We start from the raw sequence: 24456 nt of genomic DNA, 5'->3' as shown, positions 1-24456 counted from the left end.
TAATTGCGGTCACTTGCTAACTAAAGACGAATTACCACTATCAGTTAGACGATGGCAGTGTCCGTCTTGTCAGCAAGCAAATGATAGAGATATCAATGCCAGTATCAATATATTGCAACATGCTGATAAAGTTTTAACCCATCAGTGATGGGTTAACAAAGCGGTGAGTTCCACCGTGTTAGCCTGTGGAGATGATATAAGACCTGCGTGTAACCACAAAGGCAAACATCTATGAAGCAGGAAGAAAATACTAAAACTACGTGAGTAGATTTAGGTAAGTTTTTCGGAACGGGACTTTCCATTCTTCTCAGTATTTTGCAACAGATGAACCAAAGACCATAGCCAATACACCAGTCGTTATGAATGTTGTCAGCTATTCATGCTGAGCGTGCCGTAACAGAGGCAAGCTAAATAAAGTTAACACAACAAAAAAGCTCACAATAAAATAAATAAAGGATAAATTTGTCCATGTTTACTATCGTTGCCGACAGCAATATCGCCCATTTGCATGATTATTTTAATGAAAAAAACCTAAAGCAGCCGGTTAGGGTCATTACCATGGCAGGGCGTGATATCACCCCAGAAGTGCTGCAACAGCATCAGCCAGATACGCTGTTAATTCGCTCTGTGACCCAGATTAACCCACAGCTACTTGACCATAATAAAAGTATTAAATTTATCGGCTCAGCAACCATAGGCGCTGACCACGTTAATGAAGGCTATGTCAGCTTAAGAGGCATTCGCTTTGTTAGAGCTGCTGGATGTAGCAAACACTCGGTGGCGCAATACGTGATGACCGCCATCTTACAGTTGCGTCCTGAATACTGGTCAAGCGCTGACAGCCAATCAAACAAGCCTGTTAAGTTAGGTATTATTGGTCTGGGCAATATTGGTACTACCTTAGCACGCTATGCTTTGGACTTAGGTTGGGAAGTATTGGGTTATGACCCATTTCAAAGTAAATCAGCCATTAATAATGCCAGCTTTGAGCAAGTGCTAAGCGACAGTGATGTGGTTAGTCTACACGTGCCGTTGACCCTGCCAGGTTATAGCGAATTACCAACCCATTATATGATTAATGAGCAGGCGCTGGCGTTGATGCCAGAAGATACCCTGTTGATTAATACCTCTCGTGGTGCAGTGGTCAATGAGGCCGACTTGCTAGCAGATTTAAGCAAGCATCCACAGCGTCAAGTCGTGCTTGATGTATTTGAACATGAGCCAACCGTCAGTGCTGAGTTACTTGATAAGCTGGCGATTGCGACACCACACATTGCGGGATATACACTGGAAGGCAAATTGCGTGGCACGCAGATGATCTTTGATAGCTTTGCCCGCTCTTATGGCCCAGATGGTGCTGATGTGTTCGATATTAAGCCGATGCCCTTGATGGATGACTTGCTGCCAGAAAATCCGTATCGATGGTCAGATTTAAAAGCCAATCCTGATAAGCTAACCGAGTTTTATGATATCAAAGCCGATGATAAACTGCTTAGAGACAGTGTCAGCACCAATGATAAGGGCGAAAAGCAAGTGAAGGGTCAAGACTTCGATGGCTTGCGGAAAAACTATCCGCTACGCCGTGAATGGGTATTTTAGGGTACACGAGTAACCTATGAGTACTAAAGATTATCACCCAACCATGCGCTTACAGATGGCGCAAAAGCGGGCGCAAATGCTGGCGACCATACGCCAGTTTTTTGCTGAGCGTGATGTGTTAGAGGTGCAAACGCCTCTGCTGTCTCAAGCGGGCAATACGGATGTGTTTGTGCCGTCTATTTCCGCCAATATCACCCTCCATGATACCCCAACAATTTACTACCTTCATACATCACCAGAATTTGCCATGAAACGTATGTTGGCAGCTTGGCAAGTGGCGATTTATCAGATTTGTCCTGTGTTTAGAGATAATGAGGTGGGCCACCGTCATAACAGTGAGTTTACGATGCTTGAGTGGTATCGTCCTGGATTTAGCCTAAATGAGCTGGCGTTAGAGTTGGCTGAATTGCTCACTGTGGTTTCTGAGCGTGTGCAAGTACTAACCCATTACAGTTATAGCCAAGCATTTATGGATTATGTGGGTGTAAACCCTTTAAGTGCCAATTGCCATGTTTTATCAGCTATTGCAGAGCAAAATGGTCTGTCTGGTATCGATTTGGGAGAGGATCATCAAGGTTGGCTGGATTTGTTGTTTAGCCACCTAGTTGAGCCTAACTTGGGTCACGATAGTCCGACTTTGATAACCGATTATCCGCCAGCGACTGCGGCACTTGCCAAAATTGAAACGGATAGTGACGGTAATAAGGTTGCCAAACGCTTCGAGTTATATATCAATGGCATTGAGATTGCCAATGCGTATGACGAATTGGCGGACAGTCAGGCATTAAGGGCACGATTTGAGCAGGATAATATTGAACGTACTCAGCGAGGGTTGCCTGTTATGCCAATCGATGAGCGCCTATTGTCAGCTTGTGATGAGCTCCCAGCATGTAGTGGTATTGCGCTAGGCATTGATAGGCTAATGATGGTATTAGCAGGTGCAAAAAGTATTGATAAGGTGATCGGGTTTGGTGTGGATAGGGCTTAGTATGCCAGCTATTCGATAACGTCAAGCCATTCGACAATTTCACCTAATTCGACAATTTCACCTAATTCGACAGTTTTAAGTAATTCGACAAGGTCAAGCAATTAACCGTTTTATGCCATAAACTAGCGTTTAAGCCATTAACTAGTATATATACTGGCCTTCATCGATAAGTTGATTGTTAGAGGTGCTATTCATTTTCAGAGGGACTATGAGTATCTTTGGATTGAAAGTCTTTCATGATTTTGCTTAAGGTTTTGCTGTTGTCATAAAAGGCACGACATCCTGGGCATAATAAAAGATGGGAGTGCAGTTGTACTTTTTCAGTCAGGAGTAATGGGCGCTCTTGTGCATCACTGGCAATTTGGGTAATACGTTTACAGTTTTTCATAGTGTATGTCGCCTTAGTTTCGATGATTGTCCCACAATTTTCTAACATGATCTTTAGTCTTTTGAGTTTTAGGCAAGTTTAATAGTAGAATAAAGGGTTGCACAACAGAACCAGGATTCCAGTTAACCCTTGTCCAATAGAGCCGTTATTCGTCAGTATAGTTAAACCATTTTATGGACAAACAAGTCTGAAGACCAAGCCGTGCTCGGTGCATTAATACATAATAGTTACTGCTACTTATGCAAAGCGTTTCACAGATTTCTCTCGTCTCAAGCTCAATGTATTCACGCATTAAAAAAGCGCGTGCCTGCTCACTAGGCAGATTGGTTAAGCAGGCCTCGAGCACCTGCCAAAACCCCTCAGAATGGACATGGGCTTCAGGGTCACACCAACTGTCATCAAATTGACTCGGCTTACACTCTGGATACCAAGACCCTGCCTCATCAAATAGAGCATCCAATAAGCTATCCTCATTGTCATCGCTACTCTCTTTCAGGCTTGATATCGTGGAGTATTTACTATTTTTTCTAATATTATCAATGATTTTGTTTTTTAAAATGGCAAATACCCAGCTTTTAAAAGCCGCATTACCTTTGAACTGACCACTATATTGCAACGCTGAGAGTAGCGCATCTTGAACCACATCTTCTGCCAGGTGATAATCGTCCAGTTGTAGGCGAGCAAACGCAAGCATTTGATGGCGAACTGCTTCGACAAACTGCGGGGTAATACTAGAATGCTCTGGGACAGGAAGCTGACTGGCATCGTTCATTTTAACAGCTCTTATGTATATCGTTATTGGACAAGTTATCGGGTACGGTTGTTAGTATTTAGTATTTAGTATTTAGTATTTAGTATTTAGTATTTAGTATTGAGGGTATAGATTCAAAATGGTGGGTTTAGGCATAAGCAAAATCATAAGTATAAGTATAAGTATAAGCTAACTATGCTTTGTAATGATACTGTCGCTTAGAGGCAGAAGGGTTTAGCCAATAATCTATACTGACATAACGACCAGCGCCATAAAATAAGGTCACCAGCAACATAACAGTATAGGTTGCCGCAAACTCAATGCCGTTATTTAAAATCACAAAATTCCCCGTTTCGGTTAGCCAGTCATAATTACCATGAGTTTGCAAAATTTCTCGCGCTTTATCCAAGCGTAACGCCGCCTCATTGGTATTCTCTAAACTGGCCTCGCTGCCCCAAAAGCCAAACATATTCATCAAACTTGATAGACTGGTATCTGGATTGGTCGGGGTAATGGCATACCAGCCATTGACCCAGTGGACGCTAAACATCGCCACTAACATGGTAATTATTAAAGAAAATGACACAAAGCGGGTGCCTAACCCTAATAATAACGCAATACCACCCACTAATTCTGCCAAAATAACCAATACCGCCATCAGCATCGGCATTGGTAAGCCTAATCCCCAATCACTATTGCCAAACCATTGTACAATGTCATCAAAACCTGTGACCTTATTCCAGCCAGCACTGATAAAGATTGGCGCAAGGTATAAACGTATCGCTAAAGGCGCAATAAAATCTAATGATTCTAACCGAGAAATAACGGCGTTAAAAGGTCTAAGTGTGTTGCTGGCAAAGCTCATAAAATAATCTCAATGTTAGAAAAGCTTTCAAAATATTTGGACAGTAATAGTTTATTTATGATGTGAATAAAACCTGCTGATCCAATAGCTGATGAATTAAAGGAATGCCAAAGGACACTAAAATCTGCTCGTCTTCATACCCTAAGTGGTTGGCAAATGCTTGCATTAATTTGGTCAGCCCACTGTCGGTTGCCTCAATAGGGTTATAGTTATTGACATAGCTACTGAGATGGCTACTGATAAAGTCAATTAGGGCATAAGTTAGCGCATTGACCGTCATAAACTGAACCTTATTTTGATAATCTCTATAAACCAAATAAAAACTGTCTTCAGGACTATTGGGCTGAAACTCTGCGCTAATCAAGTGTACTGGCCACTGATAGTGTAAGTTTTGCACGCTTGGATTTATGCTTAAATAGCTTAAGCCACAATCGCTTAAACTCATATCGCTAACATCCGAAGCCGATTCATTGAGAGGTTGCTCAATATCAACTGTCGGTGCGATACTCGGCAAAGGGTCAAGAATATAGGTATCGACCATAAGCTCGACCCATTCATAATGCGCCAGTTCGGCAAAATAAGGCGGAAGCTCCAATAGTTGTAATACCTTAGGTTCAGATAAATACTCAACGAAGTGCTTGTTAATTTCTGTGAAATAAGGACTATGGCAAGGATAATTAAGGAAAAATTGCTTGCAAATATATAGCCATTTATCATCACTAATCAAACTTTGGCAAACGGGAAAGCATTTATCCAAAAAGCCCCGAATATTATTAAATACAAGAGTTTGATATAAATTGCCAATGCGACTGGGAATGGATGCTCCGTTTGCGAGAGTCACATTTGTGAGAGTTTCGTTTGTAAGATATGGAGAGGCACTGTCTGAGTTGGACTTATCGATGTGGCTCTTTTGTTCTCGTAAATATTGACCAAAACTCTGTTGAAACTCTGCCAGAGGTGAGGTGGCTGTTAATGAGGTACCTGTTAATGAGATACCTGTCAATGAAGTAGCTGCCACTTTAGAAGCTGCCGAGGTATCAGCGCCAGCAGAGTTAACTTTAGATAAGGTCATGCTGACCGTCCTTAGTCTGCAGGCCTTGATTAGCCAGCTGACTATCATTAGTCTGATAACCAGACAATGACGGATTGGTTAACGTCGCCTTTTGGGCAGAACCCGTTTGTGACTTATAGGGTTTATCTGACGTATGTGATTGCAACTGTAACTGGCGAATATAAGACACTTCATCAATCAGATCATCCATACTTGGAAAATTGAAATCGCGCTCTAAACAGGTCGGTAAGGCGCTGGCAGGACGTCCTGTTTTTTGCTTGATAAGGGCATAAGCGTCAGATAATAATGCCCAAACAGGATCAATCACGCTCGCACCATGAGTATCTACAATCAGCCCATCTTCTTCAGTATGATGCCCCGCCACATGGAGATAACAGGTGCGCTCAAGCGGCAGCTGCCGTAAATAGTCATGCGCATCAAAGCCAAAGTTTTGACTGTTAACATAAATATTATTCACATCCAAGTGCAGTAAGCAGTCTGCTTCATTGGCAACGGCGCTGATAAATTCAGCATCGCTCATGTCACAGCTGACGCCATTCGTTGGGGGGCTAAAATAATAAGAGGCGTTTTCAAACCCAATTTGTTGACCCAAAATATCTTGTGCCTGCTTAATTCTATCCGCAACCCAGTAAACTGCTTCCTCAGTACAAGGGATAGGGAGCAAGTCATATAAATGACCCGAGGTGTCGCTACACCAAGACAGATGCTCGGTGTATAGCCCGATATCATGGGTCTGCATAAAGGCTTTGATATTTTTTAAAAGTGCGGTATCTAAAGGGGCTGTGCTGCCGATTGATAACGACAAACCATGACAAACAAAGGGATGTTGTTCGGTAAATGATCGTAACTGCTTGTGGTATTGACCGCCCATTTGACCGTTAGAATTTAACCAGTTCTCTGGCGATATCTCAAAAAAATCAATATCAGACAGATCTGCTTTACCCATCTCTGCTAAAAGCTCACGACGAAACCCAAGCCCTGCACCGCCTAACTGTTTTATAGCTTTAGCAGTGCTATCTTTAGAGGGAATAATTGAGCTTGAGAGAGGTAACGTCATAACAGTCCTTTATTGATTTTATTACAAGGGTAAAAATAGACCTTTAACCCAGTAGCAGTTTGTTCAATTGACCAATGCTATTTAGTGCCACCACATTTGGCTTCACCGCATTTGGCATCCATTTTCTTGTCTGCACCGCACGAGCTATCTGCTTTTTTATCGGCACCACATTTGGCTTCAGCACTTTTTTCAGCACCACATTTGGCTTCGGCTTTTTTATTAGCGCCACATGACCCTTGATGGGCTTTTTCGCCATTTTTGTAGCCTGAATCCATTGCGTTAGCAGAAAAAGGGTTGGTTGAGGTGCAGCCACCTAAGGTGACTAATGAGCCTAGGGCTAAACTTGCAACGATTGATTTGGTATTCATAATAATATTCCGGTTTTTATAAGATTGATTTAATTTAACTGTTTTGATGTACGACTGATTTGTTGAGCAACTGTTTTAATGTACGACTGCCCAAAAGGGTAATTAGCTTTAACAGTAGAGGCGCTATTTACTGCCGCCACATTTGCCTTCACCACATTTGGCATCCGCTTTTTTGGTAGGTTTTTTAACAGTAGTCCCGCATTTGCCTTCGCCGCATTTAGCGTCTGCTGCCTTACTCTCACTTTGGTGAGCATTTGGCATAGGTTTGGCATTAAAAGGATTCGCTGCATTAGCGCCACTCATAGTCATAAGTGAACCTAGGGCTAAACTGGTAATAAATGCTGATTTTTTCATGATGTACTCCATTGATAGGGATAAATAATTTATAGATGATAACAGTCTTAAAACTTATGGCCCTGTCAATGATGTCGTACTCAAATCAACGGCAAGTTATTTGTCTGTTATTAATTAGACGTAGCATGGGCGGCTTTTCTTACACTTATTTTTAATTTTTTTAGATAATTATTTTTAAATTAATATAAGTAATTGATTTATAGTACTTTTTATTTTTCAATAAAAACGATTGATCTAATGTTTTGAGTAGGTGAGCGCAGTATTTGTGGGCATAATATTTTTAGAAAATATTAGTGGGAATGGTGAAAGTTGAAAGTTGAGTTACTAAATCAACTTAAAACATCTAAATCAATTTATAATAGGAAAACGACTCAAAGTAGGAAAGCTGAGATGATTGAACTCGCAAAAATAGCAGATGCAAAAGACATTGCGAATGTGATTAGGGAGAGTATTCTGTCCTGCGTTGCAGATCATCAAAATGATCCTGTTGCAATCGAGCAGTGGCTAGCCAATAAAACGCAAAGTAATGTCGAACAATGGATCAGCAACAACTATGCGTTGGTTTATCAGTACGATGAACAGATTGTTGGTTTTATTTTAGTATCAAAAAAAGGTGAGATATTGCTCAACTATGTGAAACCTGAGAGCCAAGGGCAGGGAGTTGGCAAACAATTACTGAATAGAACGAAAGCAGATTATCTTCAACAAGGGATAACAAGGCTTACAGCAGAGTCGACTTTGACAGCCAAGCCGTTCTATTTAGCCAATGATTTCAAGGTTATAAAAGAGGTGCTTGAGAATGATCAATTGGTTGCCTATCAAATGCAGTCAGAACTTAATGGCTATAATACATAGAGCTATGCCTGAGAGCTAAAAAAGCAGCCGCTTAAAAGGCTGCTGTTGGTCTGTCAAGTTACGAATAGGAACTCAGGTTTTACAAGAGCGACTAGCCTGTTGAGCTTTACGATAAATGTTATGAGCGTCTATTCCAGTGACGGACGCTTCTTTAAGGTATTTCTCAGTTTCAGAAGTAAGCAAGTCTTTCCATCTTGGATCGTTTAAAGGATCTGGTATGGTAACAAGGGCATCACCTTTTGCAATTGCTTCATCCTTATGTTTTTTATCCTCACTATCGAAGATTTCTCCTGCACGGCGAGACATTGAGGCACCTGAGTTATCATCAATGACTTTTTTGAGATCATCTGGCAAGCTTTCATATTTATCTTTATTCATAGTGACGAATATGGCGGGACTATATAATGGAATGTCTGTATGAGTATCGAGTAGTTCGTTTAAACGAAACGCACCCACGCCATCCCAAGTAAAGCTAACACCATCAATCACCCCGCGTTGTAGAGAGTTGTATTGGTCTGGAGCTGGTAAGCCAACAGGTGTACCACCTGCAGATTCAATGATGTTAATAGCAATAATAGAAGGCCCTCGAATACGCATACCGACCATATCCTCAGGTTTCTCAATTAACTTATCAGACGTATGTAGTATGCCTGGACCGGCCGCCATCATGAATAATGGATGCGTATCTTCGTACTCACTGGCTATGACATCATCATCATACAAGGTTTGTAAAATACAGTTTAATTGACTAGATGAGGTTGATAAACCAGGAAGCTGGGTTATTTCAGTTAATGGGAAGCGCCCACTAACATAGCCAGGAACTTGAGCACCAATATCAACCACCCCTTTAACAGTTGCATCATAGGTATTGTCAGGCTTGCTTAATGAGCTTGAAGGGTATATTTCAATTTTTAGCCGTCCATCAGAGTCTTCTTCAATTTTCTTTGCCCACGGCTCAAAAAGCTCTTGGTTTAAAACACCAGTAGCAGGCCATAAATGTGAAAAGCGCAATATAGTTTGTGTGGATGTAGGTGCTGCATTGGTTTCAGCGGCAGTATCAGCATTATTACATCCGCCAAGAGCCAGTAGTGTGGCTATAACCATACCTGAACAACTTAATTTTTTCATAACAAAATCCTTTTAATTATTAAGCCTGTTGAATAGACGTCAAGCAGGCTTCTCACCACTAATGTTTCAATGAACATGTCCTTGATCCATTTTGTCTTAATGGTATAAAGTTATTGGGTTAAGGGCAAAACTTGTATTTAGTTAGCTCCGAGATGTACATAGAACTCTTCAGGGTTGTCATAAGTATCCATCTGTAATTGACCATTAGATTTAATATACCCCACTTGTTTGGCATAGCGCTCCCACTCTTCCACCAACTCTTGTACCTTTTCAGGATATACACTTGCTAAGTCATTTAGTTCAAGCTCATCCTCTTTTATATTATAAAGGTGCCAATGCTTACCATCCCCATAAGGAGGTGGTTGGAACAACACTTTCCAATCCCCCTTAGTTAAGGACTTATTTTCCATAATTTCAAACCCAATTACTTCATTATCCCCTCGATGCAAAGTTATACTCGAGCCAGCAAGTATTTTGGCATAAGATTTACCATATAGTGGTGCTAGAGGTTGACCATTGGCCGTAGCTGGTCGGTTACTATTGGTTAGCTCGAGCAAGGTAGGAAATAAATCCGTTACATGAAGACGATTCTGCGAATCAACGCCTCTTAATTTAACACCATGACCAGAAACAATAAGCGGTGTCTTAGTACCGCCTTCATAGGAAGTAAGTTTAAAATAAGACAGTGGCGTATTAGCGACTTGCGCCCACCCTGGTCCAATGGATACAAATGAGTTAGGCCGTCCGATATTTGCATAACTATTATCGAAATCCCTTTCTATTTGCTCCTTGGTGTTAGGGGCATAAAACCAAGGCTGTTTGGGGTTGGCGCCATTATCTGACATAAAAAACACGATGGTATCTTCCCATTTATTCATGTCTTTAATTTTGTTGATAACCCTTCCCATCTGTGCATCCATACATTCAAGCATAGCACTATACACTTCCATGACTCTTGCTTGCTCACGTTGCTGTTCTTTGCTCAAGCTATCCCAGCTAGGTATCTTATTATCGCCTGGATTCAATGGGGTGTTAGGGGCTAATAGCCCCAGATCTTTCATCTTGGCTAACCGTCGTCTTTTAATGACATCATACCCAACGTCATACAAGCCTTTATAGTTATCTATCCATTTATCAGGAACTTGTATCGGGTCATGCGGTGCAGTAAAAGCTAAGTATGCAAAAAAAGGATTGTCATCGGTTTGTTCGCCTAAGTATTGAATCATTTTATCTGCGAAGTAAATCGATGAATAAAAGTCTTCTGGTAAGCTCTCAAGGCGTGTGTCATTTTCAACATAAAAGTTGGTGCCAATCTCTGTACGGGACAATGGACGCATATCCGCCCAGTGACTTGTACCGCCACCCATAAATGCAAAAGATTTTTCAAAGCCTTGTTGGCTTGGATATTTATCTTGACGGAAACCCAAATGCCATTTTCCTGACATATAGGTATGGTAATCATTAGCATGCAGTACTTCTGCAATAGTTATTACACGGTCATTTAGCCACCCTTCGTAGCCAGGCTGGTTGAATTGATTGGTAGTTTGAAATGGTGGCATATTACCAAGACCACATAAATGGTTATCAACACCAGTTAACAACATCGCCCGAGTGGGGGCACATAGTGATGACGTATGTGAGTGACGAAATTTGACCCCATTATTACAAAGTTGTGTAAGGTAGGGCATTTTCGCTTCACCGCCATAGGACGGTGCATCACTAAAGCCCATATCATCAACTACTACTACCAATATATTGGGTTTTTTGTCCTTTGAACTTTTATTATACTTTGAATTATTGCTCATTAACCTCTCACTCTTTTTGTATTATTGTAGAGTTATAATTTGTATTAAATCTTGTATTAGTAACTGCCAAGGCGCTTAATTCAATAACGGTTTTAAGAGCCTCTCTTCGATTGATGGACATATTATCTCCTCTTCCATGAGTGAACCGATTATAATTATCAGGCGATGTGTTTGGACTTTTTGATTTATCTTATTTATAAAGGGGTTATGTCCAGCGCCTCTGCTGTAACTGCCACTGGCTGAGCTATCTTTCTAGGTGCAGTTTCTTTAATAAAGAAACTTATTACCATGCCAATAATCACACCGACTAAGCTTAGGTAGAATATATTTTCAATACCATAGGTTTCAGCAATTATTCCTGAAACTACTGGTGCAACACCACCGCCAAAAATCTCTCCAGCACCAACCACCAATCCGATAGCAGAGGCCACTAACCCCGCAGGTGCAGACTCAGCCGCCAAGGGTCCTGATAGTAGTGCAATTAAACCCAAACTAAAGAACGAAAGCACAAACAATACCGCAAACAGTAGCAGAACGGAGGCTGATGTATTGGCTAATATATAGATAAATATAGCTGAACCAAGAAATCCTAAAATAGAAGCCATTCGGCGACCAATCCAGTCTGATATAGCAGGTACTAAAAACTGGCCTAAAAAACCACCAAAACCAATAGCTGAGACGATAATACCCATCTGTTGAGTGTTCAGTTTTAAAAAGTTTTCTAGATACAAAGGTAGCATAGCACTTATCACAAAGACACAAGACATAGTACAACACAGACCAATCATGCTCAGTAAGATATTGCGGTTTTTGAGCAGCTCAATCCAATTAACATTGCCTGAGGTGACAGCGAGTGACTTTTTTTCTTCTATTAATATTTGACCACCTTGGGTATTTTCAGGTTCACGCAATACAAAAAATAACAACACTGCTAAAATAAATCCAGGAATAGCTACCACCCAAAATACCTCACGCCATGAGGGAACTACGAGCATGAGCTGGGTTGCAATAATAGGTCCTAACCCCAAACCAAAAAGTGCAAACCCACTTTGTTGCAGACCTTGTAAAGCGCCACGTCGAGTCGGCTTAGCGGCGACCGCTGTTGCTGCAAAACTAGTTGGACAAAAAGCGCCTTCAGAGATGCCCATAAAAGAGCGAATCAAAATTAAGCTGGTAAGTCCCGCCGCCATGCCAGACAATCCAGATGCTAATGAAAACATAACTAAAGATAGGATCAAAATTTTGCGGTGACCAATTTTATCCGACAATCTGCCAGAAAAAATAGCAAATACCCCCCAGGCTACACCTAATGCACCAAAGATTAATCCAACATCTTGATAGTTTAGTGAAAGATCACGCATGATTGAGGGCAATAACGGTGCAATGATCCATCTATCTAATCCGACCAACCCAAAAGCTAAGGTTAATAGTAACACTACCTTCCATTCGTAGGAAGTATCCCAGTTTTTTATATTCATCATAATATCCTTTTAAATGAATGTAGAGAAAATAGATCAAAGATATAAGCCAGATAATCGTTTTTGGTATCGCTTACTAATGAAAGTGGCTTAGCATTAATGACAATAAATTGTTAATGACAGTAAGTGGCTAGAGTAAGCAGATAGACCGCTTATGCTGAGTGGGTGATGTACGCATACAGGTATATAAAGCAGTAAATGGGCTGTTGTCACTGTTTGATCACTGAACGTACATATGAAAAATATGGCTGACTGTCCCTGTCTTCTAATTCTAACTGTCCTTGTTTTAGGCGGGGCTATATTGTTAATGGTTAGATTTGGTTTAAGTCCATTCATTTATCCACTTATCTCACTATCTATATTTATTTACCTGTCTTTCTTTGTTGCACTGATGCTAAATTGCCTTTTTCATTAGAATCTAATTATAAGCACATTAATTGTTCGGAAGTTGCGAACAGACATGTTGCTAATTGCAGTATTGAAGCGGTTGCTGTGGTAGCGTATGTTGTAATAGTCAGTATTTTTAACTGATGGGACTCCTCAAGGAAGAAATACACGGTTATAAAGGAGATAGAAATGGATATCTATACCACTAAGTTAGGTAGTCTAAATAACTACGAAAAAGGATCTATTCAAATTATTAAAGGGGCAAAAACGGACTATGCCTTTTCTAATATCTTTGAAGTCGCTGCAAACGCCCAGCCTTATGAAAAAACGATTGTCGGTAAAAACTTAAAATTTATCATTGAAAGTGTACGTGCTGAAGGTCAATCGCCGTGGTATACCGCCTCTCATGATGAATTTGTTATTGCTATGGATGGTGAAGTACGTGTCGACTTCCTTAAACTAAACGAAGATGCCGTCATACCTGAGGAGCAAGAAGGAACACACCTAGCAGGAGAGCAGCCTGACGGCAAGGTAATGGGGTACGTTTTATTAAAGCAGGGACATCAAGCCATCTTACCAGCTGGCTCTGCATATCGATTTGAAGCGTCAAAACCTTCTGTCATATTGATTCAAACTATCCAAGGTCCACTTTCAATCGAAAAATGGAATGATATTTGTTTCACATAGCCTTCATTTAAATAGCCTTTTTTCAAAAAAATTATCAGCTGATAACTTTCAAGCGTATAACTGAGGTTTAATGAATTAGGACTTAATTAATAATGTAAGGCCGCAAACCAATCAAGGGAATAAATTTATACTCAAGGAGAGAAAAAATGACTGTTACTTTTGAAGACACTGGTGTCAATGTTATTGGCCGCGATGAAATCACTAACTATGCCTCATTTCAACTGGGTAAATTTACATTCAGTAGAGATGAATATTTTGCCAAAATCACTTGGGAAGCCAAGAATGAAGAGTACTCGCACCTAATGTCTGTGGATGCATTTTTAAGAGCATTGATGCGTGATGTGGCGTGGGGCTTCTTTTATGGTTGGGTGAACTTTGACCATGTGATTGGCACTCAAAACCATTACGGTACGGTCGATTTGTATGCAGGTACGTTCAATGGCGCATTTAAAGAGGCTGGTGTTGACTATGTCGAAAACTTTGAAACCCCAGTTATTATGGAAACTTTCAAAGCCATCTTGCATGACTGGGTAAACGAAGGGTTTGACCCTTTTGCAGCTCCTGAAGAAACGGGTAGTGCTTTTGGCCGTAAAAATGGCAACAATAGCGAGGCTATTGATCGTTATCGTATCGCAACAAAACGTATGCCAGGCTTAGAGGGTGACTCTCCTCTTCGTGATGATTTACCGGTTAATCGTCACTTCCAAGATGTGGCCCAAGATGAGCCTGTGGTTTATTGTGAACCTGGCTTTGAAGGAGAGCTTAGTGGTTTTAACCTTTTTAAATACCTTTCACGATCAGATGTTACTTGGAATCCTTCAGTCACTTCAGTGTGTAAAGAAAGCTTATTTTGCCCAACAACAGAAGAATATATTTTACCTGTTTTTCATGGCAATGATCGGGTTGAATGGTTTTTGCAAATCTCTGACCAAATTACCTGGGATATCGCAGATAAAGTCGATGGCAGTCCCATTGCACGTGTCATTATGAAAGCTGGCGATATTGCTGCTATGCCGGCCAATATCCGCCACCAAGGAGCTTCTACCAAGCGCTCTATGTTACTTGTATGGGAAAATGCCACACCTGATATTCCTGATAGATACGCCTCAGGTGAGTTGTCACCATATCCAGTACAGTTTTAACCCTTTTATTAAAGAGTATGTTGCTCTTTAAGCACCTTATCTGACTTATAGGTTAATGTATGAATACTAAATTATTTATTGACGGTCAATTCGTCTCGGCAAAAAACGGTGGTACTATCGATGTAATCAATCCATATAATGGTGAGCTTATTGCTAAGATTGCAGCTGCAGAAGCGGAAGATGTTGACCTAGCGGTAGCTGCTGCAAAGCGTGCTTTTCCTGCTTGGTCAGCCATGGGGGCTTCTGAACGTGGTAAGCTTATTTTAAAGCTGGCAGACTTAATTGAAGAGAATTTAGAAGAACTAGCCCAACTTGAGTCATTAGATACTGGGCATCCAATTCGTGACTCACGTCGTTTAGACGTGCCCCGTACAGCTGGATGTTTCCGCTACTTTGGTGGTATTGCAGATAAAATTGAAGGCTCGGTGATACCAGTTGAGCCAGGGTTTTTAAACTATGTGATGCGCGAGCCAATAGGCGTGGTGGGTCAAATTGTACCTTGGAATTTCCCTCTTATGTTTACTAGTTGGAAGCTTGGCCCTGCGTTGGCTGCTGGTAATACAGTTGTATTGAAGCCGTCTGAGCTAACCCCATTATCAACCATTAAAATCGCTGAGCTTATTAAAGAAGCTGGTTTCCCAGATGGCGTTGTTAATGTGGTTGCAGGCTATGGTCACACTGCTGGCGAGCATCTAGCCAATCATGAAGATGTTGGCAAAATAGCCTTTACTGGCTCGACTGCGACAGGACGTAAAATCGTCGAATCCTCTGCGGGTAACTTAAAGCGTGTCCAGCTTGAGCTTGGAGGCAAAGGCGCAAATATTGTCTTTGAGGATGCCAATATTGATGCCGCAGTTAATGGTTCTGCCTGGGCAATATTTCACAATCAAGGGCAAGCTTGTATTGCTGGCTCACGCTTAATGTTACATGAGTCTATTGCTGATGAGTTTTTAGAAAAGTTTATTAAACTTGCTGAGTCTATCAAGCTTGGTGACCCACTAAATCCAGAAACTGAAATGGGACCACTTACCTCTGAAGCACATCGTGATAAGGTGCTGTCTTATGTAGAAATTACTAAAGAAGAAGGTGGCAAAATATTATCAGGTGGCAAGCCCCCTGAAGATAGTGATTTAAAAAATGGATTTTATGTCTTACCTACCATAGTAGAAGCTAATGCTAAAGATCGGGTGGCACAAGAAGAAGTCTTTGGGCCATTTGTTACTGTTATACGGTTCAAAACAGATGAAGAAGCGTTAGAAATAGCCAATTGCACAGAGTATGGATTAGGTAGTGGTCTTTGGACAAAAGATATTCAGCGTGCGCATAAATTTGCTAAAAAGATTACCGCAGGCATGTGTTGGATTAACTGCTACAAGCGAGTGAATCCAGGCAGTCCATTTGGTGGTGTTGGCAAATCTGGATATGGTCGTGAAATGGGTTTTGAGGCCATACATGATTATACCGAAGCCAAATCCGTTTGGGTAAATGTCGATGCTGAAATCCCTCCTCATTTTGATAGAGGCTAAGGTCAATTGATAAGCATAAGCCTATCAAAATGAACTCTTAGCAATTAAGGAGGATATAGGGGATAAACCACCACACTGCAAAGTATCAGGGAGATAAATAATGTATTTACATATTGTACTTACAGAAGTATATATAGATGGATTTATCACCTATTAAACCTGTACTTTTGCAGTGCTGGTTTATTTCCTATCAACTAGTAATTATTAATAGACACTCATTAAATAAAGGCAAAGGAAACTAACATGAAAAACTTAGTCATGGATGACTTTCACTATAAAGCCTTACCACTTGATGTCCATTTTGGTATTGGTAAGTCTTCAGACGCCAAACAAATCTTAATTGATAATGGATTTAAAAAGGTATTGGTGCTCACTACGCCTGATCAAAAAGCATCAGGTGAAAAACTAGCTAACGAGCTAGAAGAAATCTCTGCTGGAGTTTACCCGCATGCTGTTATGCATGTTCCTATTGATGTGGCAAACAGGGCAATCGAGTTTACGACCAACAATGAAGTAGATTGCTGTCTTGCTCTAGGCGGAGGCTCAACGATTGGTTTGGCTAAAATGATAGCTTTAAAAACCGATATGCCAATTGTTGCTATACCAACGACCTATGCAGGTAGTGAGATGACTTCTGTATATGGCTACACAGAAAATAATTTAAAAACTACGGGTAAGGATATTCGCGTCCTTCCTAAGATAACTATTTATGATCCAAAGTTAACGCTAACGCTTCCCGCTCAAGTTTCAGCCTGTTCAGGTATGAATGCTATGGCACATGCCATCGAAGCATTATATGCTGAAGATAAAAACCCAATTATTAGTGTACTAGCGATTGAGTCCATTAAATCCCTTGCAGAGGCGCTACCTATTATTGTCAAAGACATGACTGATATTGCTGCTCGCCAAAAAGCCACTTATGGTGCATGGCTAGCTGGAGTTTGCCTTGGCTCAGTTGGCATGGCCATTCATCACAAGATTTGTCATACCTTAGGGGGCAGTTATAACCTACCACATGCTCAAGCGCATGCGATAACCCTAGCATATTCAGTGCAATACAATCGTAACGCAGATATTGAAGCTATGGATCGATTGGCTGCTGCATTGGGGGTGGATAGTCGTGAAAAACTTGGCTTAGCTATTTATCGCTTAAATAAATCCTTAGATATACCGTTAGCATTGAAGGACATTGGTTTACCTGAAGATGGTCCTGCAAACGTTGCTCAGATAATATGTGACAGCCCTTACTATAATCCTCGTGAGTATAAGTACGACGAGTTAAAGGATTTATTAACCAAAGCATATCAAGGCTTACCACCTGCTTAACCTTACTATAAAACGTTAGTTGAGTGTTGCATCAATAATTTTAATTCCTGCTAAGGATTAGCAGGTTGTCTTTACCTTCATAAAAGAGGTATTGGTTTAAGCCAAACGGATTTGATCATGAATACTTCCATGCCTACATCTCTAACATCTGACGCTAGAGCTATCCTAAAACAGCCTAAAGTTACAAAGCAAGCTGTTGATAGCTTTCACCAAATCGAGAATCCACGTCACAGGCACCTAATCAGAACTTTGGTGCAAAAGATCCACGACTATGTACAAGAGGTCGAACTGACTGAAGAAGAGTGGTTATATACGATTAATTTTCTAACTAAGACTGGGCAAATGTGCCACGACCAACGACAAGAATTTATCTTACTATCTGATGTACTGGGTATCTCAATGTTGGTTGATGAGATTAATAATCAAAAGGATATCAATCAAACCCCTTCTACTGTATTCGGCCCATTCTTTGTGGACAAGATGCCTATCCGCAATTTTGCTGATAGTATTGTGGTCGATGGTGAGCAACCAGAAACTCCCTTATTGGTCAAAGGTCAAATACGTAACACCAAAGGTGAACCTATTACTAATGCCTATATTGATGTTTGGCAAACAGCAGATAATGGTATGTATTCAGGGCAAGACCCCAATCAAAAAATTGATAATTTACGTGGCTTGTTCATCAGTGACTCAGAGGGCAACTACGCATTTAAATCCTCGTTACCCGTAAGCTATCAAATCCCATCAGATGGCACGGTTGGACAGTTATTAAATTATGCCAAACGCACATTCTGGCGCCCCGCTCATATTCATTTTAAGATAGCCGCTGAAGGTTATCAGACTTTAGTCACTCATCTATTTACTGATAATGACGAATACTTAGGCAGTGATGCTGTATTTGGAGTAAAAGAGGGACTAATCGTCCAGCCAGTACTTAAGTCTGCTGATGAGGCAAGTGAAAAACACTTTGGACTTAAAAAAGATTATTATTTGATTGGGTACGATTTTATATTAACAAGGAGTTAAGGATGACTCAAACTATTCAGTTGTGCGAGCAGATTAAGTTATGTGAACAAAGAGATTTTGAGGAGACAAACTGTTTACGGGTACCTAACCCTAATAATAAGAAAAAAAGTATTCTTATTATTAAAAAAGACAACGCCTTATATGCTTATGAAAATAGTTGTCCACACTTCTCAATCCCTCTTGATTATAAAAAAGGTAAGTTTCACACTTATAAAAATGAAGTGGTTATGTGTGCCCATCATTCTGCAATGTTTAATATTACAACTGGTGAATGCATCGATGGGCCTTGTATGGGCCACTCTTTAACATCCATAGCTATTCAGATTGTTGATGGAGAGGTTTTTTTAATTAATTAGGGTCTGTTGAGCAGCCATCTTCGTAGGAAGAGTTAAGATAAATTTGTCTTAATCAAGGCGATGAATGTAGGTAATATCTAGATATTGACCAATTCCTAGAGTTTAATTAATTAAAGGTGGCATAGAGTTGCTATATGAGTATGGCCTGTATTAACTTAGCACTACCTATACCACCCCTAGTGTTACATATTTTTTTTGAAGTGAGGGTGAGGTAAGCGGATATAACCAAGAGCAGAGTATGAGATTGCTCTGTTAAGTTATGATAGTTTTTGCAAAAGTGACTTTTTATTCACTCAAAAATTTTGTATGATGAATGTTTTTTGTAAGGAAATTGAATATCATGGCAAATGCCACTAACTCACCAAAATCCAATACACCAAAAGCTGATGCACCCCTAGGACCAATTCAATCTCCTGCAGGAGATGCAAAAGTGGGCATTATTATGGGCTCACAATCTGATTGGGCTACTATGAGTTTGGGCGTGCAATTATTGGCAGATTTTGGAGTGCCTTTTGAGTGTGAAGTGGTGTCAGCACACCGTACTCCTGATAAGCTTTTTGATTATGCCAAGTCCGCAAAAAATAAGGGGTTGCAAGTCATTATCGCAGGTGCAGGTGGTGCAGCTCACTTACCAGGTATGTGTGCCAGTCAGACAGAATTGCCAGTATTAGGTGTTCCTGTTAAGTCATCAACCTTGAGCGGTTGGGATAGCTTATTATCCATTGTACAAATGCCAAAGGGAATTGCGGTCGGTACACTCGCTATTGGCACCGCTGGTGCTTATAATGCAGGCTTATTAGCGATTCAAATTCTAGCGCTGCAAGATGAGGCATTGGCAAAGAAATTGCTAAAGTTCCGTCAACAGCAAACGCAAACGGTCTTAGCCAGCCCAACACCTGGTATTATTAACACCTAAGTGTAAGTCAGTCGCCAGCCAGAGCAGAAAGACGATAATAATCAAACAAATGGGTGCAATTAGCACCTTTTTGTTTTTTAGCGTTATACTATTTTTAGAAGCTTGTTGTTATAAGCTTATTTTATGATTTTTATATCTTTAACCTTAACCGTATAAAGAGTCCAACATGACAACAGCCAATGCTTATCCTACTAACCAAACTATCTATACCCTTGGTATACTTGGTGGTGGTCAACTCGGTATGATGCTTGCCGAAGCCGCTTTACCACTTGGATATCGCTGTGTATTTTTAGAAGATGCGCCAAATTGCCCTGCCTCGTTATATGGTGAGGTTTTTACTAGCGAGCAACTTGAGGACTTTATCGCAGCTGCTGATGTGTTTACGCTTGAGTTTGAAAACACACCTATCGATACAGTTACCCGCTTACAGCAACTGTCTGATAATGGTAAAAAACAAGGTATGTTTCCGCCACCACTTGCGCTAGAGGTAGCACAAGATCGCTTACGTGAAAAGACACTATTTAATCAGCTAAACATCCAAACCGTTCCATTTCAAAGTGTCAATTCTAAGCAAGAGTTATACGTAGCCTGTGCTGAGTTGGGCTTGCCTTTGGTGCTCAAGACCAGCCGTGGCGGCTATGACGGTAAAGGTCAGTTTGTGATAAAAACTGATGCCGATATTGATCAGGCTTGGTATGAGCTTGGAGATGCAGTCACTGGTAAAGGCAATTTGACTCCAACTCCAGCCCCCCTCATAGCAGAGGGGTTTATCAACTTTAGCCGTGAAGTGTCTATCATCGCCACTCGTGCACAAGATGGCAGTATCCGCTGTTATGATTTGGTCGAAAATCACCATCACAATGGTATTTTGGCAACCTCGCATGCGCCAGCAGTCGGGACCAGTCATCTGTTACCAACCGCCAAGGCTGCCATTGAAACACTAATGACCCACTTGGACTATGTCGGTACGATGGCGCTTGAGCTATTTGTAACTAAGGATGCAAATGACAAAGATATTATCCTTGCCAATGAAATTGCCCCTCGGGTACATAATTCTGGGCATTGGAGTATCGAAGGGGCAGTTACCAGTCAGTTTGAAAACCATATTCGTGCTGTCGTTGGCTTACCCTTAGGCGATACCGACAATGTTTATCCATCTATCATGGTCAACGTGTTAGGTAACTATCCAAGCCTAATAGAGGTCCTTGCCATTGACGGTGCTCACTATCATACCTACCACAAACAAGAGCGTGACGATCGCAAAATTGCCCATATTACCTTGATGCCAAATGACGTTACCAACTTAGAACCAGCACTAGAACAATTGGTGCGTGTCTTACCAAATAAAATGGGGCTAGATACTTGAGTATTGAAACACAAGATAGCAGAAAAGCAGTAAAAGATAAGAAAACCATGGTCATCTGGATTGACGCCGATGCCTGCCCGCTAGTAGTCAAGGACTTAATCACCAAAACAGTTATCCGTACCAATACGCCCGCTATTTTTGTGGCCAATCAACCTATTAAAGTACGCAAGTCACCGCTGATTACTATGAAAGTAGTCGGCTCAGGCTTTGATGTGGCCGATGATTATATTGCTGATAATGTCAAAAAAGGCGATTTGGTCATCACCAGTGACATTCCTCTAGCCAATGATGTGCTGGAAAATGGCGGACAAGTACTAACGCCACATGGAGTGATCTATGATAAAAACAACATCAAACAAAAGCTAAATGCTCGTGACTTTATGGATACCATGCGCTCAACAGGCATGCTAGACCCTGCTCAAATGGGCGGCCAAAAGCCTTATTCTGATAAAGATAAAAAGCAGTTTGCTGATGGGTTGAATAAATTGGTGCGTTAACTGCTCAATGTTTAAACTGCCTAATGTTTAAACTGCCTAATGTTTAAACTGCCTAATGTTTAAACTGCAGCGATTTGAGTGCTTTTATCAGATATAAGTAAGATATGTGGTAGGCAATACGCATGCATATTTGTTAAAGTATATTTTATGTTCTATAAATACTGTTAGTAAGTTTTCACAACTGAGATTGAGTTATTATGGATAAGCTAAAATGCATGGAAGCATTTGTTAAAGTTGCTCAAAGTGGAAGTTTTGTAAAAGCTGCTAATCAGTTAGGAGTTACCCGTTCTGTGGTCAGCACTCGAGTTCAACAACTTGAAGACTTGGTTAATGCTCCTTTGTTTCATCGAAGTACACGCACAGTACGCCTATCAGAAATAGGTGAAAAATACTATTTAGAGGCTGCTGAACTAATAAATCGCTTTGATCATTTAATAGTCGGTATGTCGCATGCAAAAAGTGCCATGCATGGTAGTTTAAGAGTATATATGGCACCAGGCTTTGCGTTGAGTTTTTTTAATGAGGTTCTGACAGATTTTACGCAACAATATAAGGATATAGAGCTAGAGATTACCATTAATGACCTTATTGTTGATCCAGTTACTAGTGGGTTTGATATTGTGTTTCAGGTTTTTCCTCCAAGAGGCATTAGTCTTATTGAGCGTAAAATATTCCAAATTAATCGTGTCATGTGTGCTTCGCCTTGTTTTATCAAAAAGTATGGTCGTCCAGAGCATCCTGACCAGCTTCATAAATATGAGTTGGGGTTTTACTCAAATTATCCAGAGAGAAATAAGCTTAAATTTCTAATTGACAAAGAGTTCAAAGAGTTCTCAGTCAAGCCCCGAGTGTCCTCTAGCTCTATCCATCTACTTCATGACTTTGCGTTAACCGGTGGTGCCATAGTTTGCTTACCGACAATTGTGGCAAGAGATAGCTTATTAAACAACAAGCTGATACCAATATTGGTTGACTATCCAATGCCTAGATACAGCTTACGTGCAGTCTTTCCTGCTAACTCACGTAACTTAATAAAAATACGTGGTGTGCTGGATTTTTTAATAGAGAAGGTTTCACCTTTGCCTGAGTGGGATGAGGCACTTATTAACCAAGGCTGTCTATCACCCTTAATTAAGTCTTTTTTATAAGCTAATTACCATAAAGCCCTGTTGTTATATCAGGGCTGTTTTAATGTTTACGTTATACTAACTGACGAATGTTTACCCTGCTGAGACCCTTAAATACTTTGCGGATATGGCGAGTAGGTTGGGTAGCTATGGTTTAACGAGGAAGAGAAGTCAAAACTTTAAATCAAATGCTATGGATCGATATACTGCACAAAATTGTCTGCAGAGAGCGGATAAGGATTATTGCTATCAAAGCGATAAGCGGTTAAATATCCTTTACCTGCAACTGAATAATCGGTACATACCACTTGTGAGCTTAAAGGCTGCGGAGTACCAGTTAGCCAATAATGACCAATAAATACAGGCTTGGTAGTTTTTAATTGAAAGTCAAGATTATCCACAATAGCATCTTGAGGCAGCTGCTGCATATCCCAAGCTGGGGCACGGGCGATATCAACAATTCGCTTGCCTTGTAGCTGCTCAAGCCACCACTGTACCCGCACCCGATGGCGCACGGCACCATCTTTATCAGTAAAGCTTGCGCCATCAGGAAGCGCTACTTCAACGCCTTTTAATAAGCGCTCTATGGCATTATACTCTTCAGAATTCTTTTGCCCACTACGCTGAAGCGCCTCTTGAGTAAGACGGTTATCAGCGGTTAAAAAGGGCTTGATTACCGTCATTTTATCACTATCCCAACAGGCGTGTATAAAGCAGGCATGCTCAGTTTCTAGCCATAGAGGAAGCTCATAAAAGCGTTTCAGCCAGTATTGATGAGCCTCTGAACCAAAAGGAACTTCATCTAAAAAAGCCTGATGCTGGCGGGTGTGGGTTTGGCTATGTCGGCGTAGATATATACTATCTTTGGAGCCTGTCAGTTGTTTACTTGCCGTTTTGTCAATAGTTGCATAGGCTAGGGCGTTATATTCATGATTGCCCATAATGGCATCCGCTACCCCAGCATCTAGCATAGAATAGACAATATTTAGAGTTTCAAGCTCTTGTGTGCCTCTGTCAATAAGGTCACCAATAAATATAGCACGATGACCTGCTGGTGGTTGATAGTACGTTATACCCAGGGTTTCGTGCTTAGTGAGATGATAGCCAAGTTTATCAAGTAATCCTATTAACTTATTGGCATGACCATGAATGTCACCAATCACGTCATAAATCATAGGTTAGGCTCCGTTAGTTAGGTAAATAGGATAAGTAAAAATGAGAAAATGTATAAACCATGCTAACACACCTTTAGTGATGTCTAGCCTTTGAATACTTTGCGCATTTTAATATTTAGCTATATTCGTTAATTAATGCGCTGAGGGTTGTTACAAGGTAAGTATGCGTAGGTACTTAAATTTTGAATTGGTGAGATCGAGATTAGGGACACGCCCT

Annotated in this window: 25 protein-coding genes; 14 read left to right on the top strand and 11 right to left on the bottom strand. The window is 40.8% G+C overall.

The window, feature by feature from the left end; genetic code table 11:
* Positions 1-13 precede the first annotated feature (13 nt).
* The 3 genes from H140_RS15585 to epmA all read left to right on the top strand — a co-directional run bounded on the left by H140_RS15585 (position 14) and on the right by epmA (position 2587).
* Positions 14-148 (top strand): transposase, encoded by a 135-nt coding sequence (locus tag H140_RS15585; protein WP_228127170.1) that lies wholly within the window; start codon positions 14-16, stop codon positions 146-148.
* A 314-nt stretch (positions 149-462) separates the two neighbouring features.
* Positions 463-1599, top strand: coding sequence for a 4-phosphoerythronate dehydrogenase (locus tag H140_RS0110685; protein ID WP_201546776.1), 1137 nt, complete (start codon positions 463-465; stop codon positions 1597-1599).
* A gap of 16 nt (positions 1600-1615) precedes the next feature.
* Positions 1616-2587: an EF-P lysine aminoacylase EpmA gene (epmA, locus tag H140_RS0110680; protein ID WP_019673651.1), complete on the top strand. Its 972-nt coding sequence runs from the start codon at positions 1616-1618 to the stop codon at positions 2585-2587.
* A 187-nt stretch (positions 2588-2774) separates the two neighbouring features.
* Here epmA and H140_RS0110675 read toward each other — a convergent pair whose 3' ends face one another.
* The 7 genes from H140_RS0110675 to H140_RS14495 all read right to left on the bottom strand — a co-directional run bounded on the left by H140_RS0110675 (position 2775) and on the right by H140_RS14495 (position 7442).
* On the bottom strand, positions 2775-2975 hold the full coding sequence (locus tag H140_RS0110675) for an anti-sigma factor family protein (protein WP_019673650.1): 201 nt from the start codon (positions 2973-2975) through the stop codon (positions 2775-2777).
* A 145-nt stretch (positions 2976-3120) separates the two neighbouring features.
* Positions 3121-3747, bottom strand: a complete 627-nt coding sequence (locus H140_RS0110670; protein WP_019673649.1) for a sigma-70 family RNA polymerase sigma factor — start codon at positions 3745-3747, stop codon at positions 3121-3123.
* 172 nt (positions 3748-3919) lie between these two features.
* Positions 3920-4591, bottom strand: a complete 672-nt coding sequence (locus tag H140_RS0110665; RefSeq protein ID WP_019673648.1) for an HvfX family Cu-binding RiPP maturation protein — start codon at positions 4589-4591, stop codon at positions 3920-3922.
* Positions 4592-4646: 55 nt separating this feature from the next.
* Positions 4647-5663: an HvfC family RiPP maturation protein gene (locus tag H140_RS0110660; RefSeq protein WP_019673647.1), complete on the bottom strand. Its 1017-nt coding sequence runs from the start codon at positions 5661-5663 to the stop codon at positions 4647-4649.
* On the bottom strand, positions 5650-6720 hold the full coding sequence (locus H140_RS14500; RefSeq protein ID WP_019673646.1) for an HvfB family MNIO-type RiPP peptide maturase: 1071 nt from the start codon (positions 6718-6720) through the stop codon (positions 5650-5652). Before H140_RS14500 ends, H140_RS0110660 begins: the two co-directional genes overlap by 14 nt.
* 77 nt (positions 6721-6797) lie before the next feature.
* A complete protein-coding gene (locus H140_RS0110650) occupies positions 6798-7088 on the bottom strand; it encodes a hypothetical protein (RefSeq protein WP_019673645.1) in 291 nt (96 codons plus the stop codon).
* A gap of 123 nt (positions 7089-7211) precedes the next feature.
* Complete coding sequence (locus H140_RS14495) at positions 7212-7442, bottom strand: HvfA family oxazolone/thioamide-modified RiPP metallophore (RefSeq protein WP_019673644.1); 231 nt, start codon at positions 7440-7442, stop codon at positions 7212-7214.
* Between the two features lie 390 nt (positions 7443-7832).
* On the opposite strand from H140_RS14495, the gene H140_RS0110640 reads away from it, so the two are divergent.
* Positions 7833-8297, top strand: coding sequence for a GNAT family N-acetyltransferase (locus tag H140_RS0110640; protein ID WP_019673643.1), 465 nt, complete (start codon positions 7833-7835; stop codon positions 8295-8297).
* Positions 8298-8369: 72 nt separating this feature from the next.
* Here the strand turns inward: H140_RS0110640 and H140_RS0110635 are convergent, their stop codons facing one another.
* The 3 genes from H140_RS0110635 to H140_RS0110625 form a co-directional block, all read right to left on the bottom strand.
* On the bottom strand, positions 8370-9425 hold the full coding sequence (locus H140_RS0110635) for a TRAP transporter substrate-binding protein (RefSeq protein WP_019673642.1): 1056 nt from the start codon (positions 9423-9425) through the stop codon (positions 8370-8372).
* A 137-nt stretch (positions 9426-9562) separates the two neighbouring features.
* Complete coding sequence (locus H140_RS0110630) at positions 9563-11230, bottom strand: arylsulfatase (protein WP_019673641.1); 1668 nt, start codon at positions 11228-11230, stop codon at positions 9563-9565.
* A 194-nt stretch (positions 11231-11424) separates the two neighbouring features.
* On the bottom strand, positions 11425-12708 hold the full coding sequence (locus H140_RS0110625) for an MFS transporter (RefSeq protein WP_019673640.1): 1284 nt from the start codon (positions 12706-12708) through the stop codon (positions 11425-11427).
* A gap of 576 nt (positions 12709-13284) precedes the next feature.
* On the opposite strand from H140_RS0110625, the gene H140_RS0110620 reads away from it, so the two are divergent.
* From H140_RS0110620 to H140_RS0110575, 10 genes are all read left to right on the top strand, one after another.
* On the top strand, positions 13285-13782 hold the full coding sequence (locus tag H140_RS0110620; protein WP_019673639.1) for a cupin domain-containing protein: 498 nt from the start codon (positions 13285-13287) through the stop codon (positions 13780-13782).
* A 146-nt stretch (positions 13783-13928) separates the two neighbouring features.
* A complete protein-coding gene (locus H140_RS0110615; RefSeq protein WP_019673638.1) occupies positions 13929-14924 on the top strand; it encodes a hydroquinone dioxygenase large subunit in 996 nt (331 codons plus the stop codon).
* A gap of 59 nt (positions 14925-14983) precedes the next feature.
* Positions 14984-16450: an aldehyde dehydrogenase family protein gene (locus tag H140_RS0110610; protein ID WP_019673637.1), complete on the top strand. Its 1467-nt coding sequence runs from the start codon at positions 14984-14986 to the stop codon at positions 16448-16450.
* 258 nt (positions 16451-16708) lie between these two features.
* Entirely contained in the window at positions 16709-17776 is a 1068-nt protein-coding gene (locus H140_RS0110605; protein ID WP_026349029.1) for a maleylacetate reductase, read from the top strand.
* A gap of 129 nt (positions 17777-17905) precedes the next feature.
* On the top strand, positions 17906-18802 hold the full coding sequence (locus H140_RS0110600; RefSeq protein WP_051086895.1) for a dioxygenase family protein: 897 nt from the start codon (positions 17906-17908) through the stop codon (positions 18800-18802).
* A 2-nt stretch (positions 18803-18804) separates the two neighbouring features.
* Entirely contained in the window at positions 18805-19158 is a 354-nt protein-coding gene (locus H140_RS0110595; protein WP_019673634.1) for a Rieske (2Fe-2S) protein, read from the top strand.
* A gap of 340 nt (positions 19159-19498) precedes the next feature.
* On the top strand, positions 19499-20074 hold the full coding sequence (purE, locus tag H140_RS0110590) for a 5-(carboxyamino)imidazole ribonucleotide mutase (RefSeq protein ID WP_019673633.1): 576 nt from the start codon (positions 19499-19501) through the stop codon (positions 20072-20074).
* A gap of 166 nt (positions 20075-20240) precedes the next feature.
* A complete protein-coding gene (locus tag H140_RS0110585) occupies positions 20241-21440 on the top strand; it encodes a 5-(carboxyamino)imidazole ribonucleotide synthase (RefSeq protein WP_019673632.1) in 1200 nt (399 codons plus the stop codon).
* A gap of 47 nt (positions 21441-21487) precedes the next feature.
* Complete coding sequence (locus H140_RS0110580; protein WP_026349026.1) at positions 21488-21937, top strand: YaiI/YqxD family protein; 450 nt, start codon at positions 21488-21490, stop codon at positions 21935-21937.
* Positions 21938-22152: 215 nt separating this feature from the next.
* Entirely contained in the window at positions 22153-23085 is a 933-nt protein-coding gene (locus H140_RS0110575; protein WP_019673630.1) for a LysR family transcriptional regulator, read from the top strand.
* Between the two features lie 170 nt (positions 23086-23255).
* Here H140_RS0110575 and H140_RS0110570 read toward each other — a convergent pair whose 3' ends face one another.
* Positions 23256-24239, bottom strand: coding sequence for a metallophosphoesterase (locus tag H140_RS0110570; protein ID WP_019673629.1), 984 nt, complete (start codon positions 24237-24239; stop codon positions 23256-23258).
* Positions 24240-24456: the final 217 nt, after the last annotated feature.

It is taken from the genome of Psychrobacter lutiphocae DSM 21542 (assembly GCF_000382145.1).
Lineage (GTDB): Bacteria > Pseudomonadota > Gammaproteobacteria > Pseudomonadales > Moraxellaceae > Psychrobacter > Psychrobacter lutiphocae.
The sequence above is the reverse complement of the archived record's forward strand: the minus strand, read 5'-3'. Positions and strand labels throughout refer to the sequence as shown.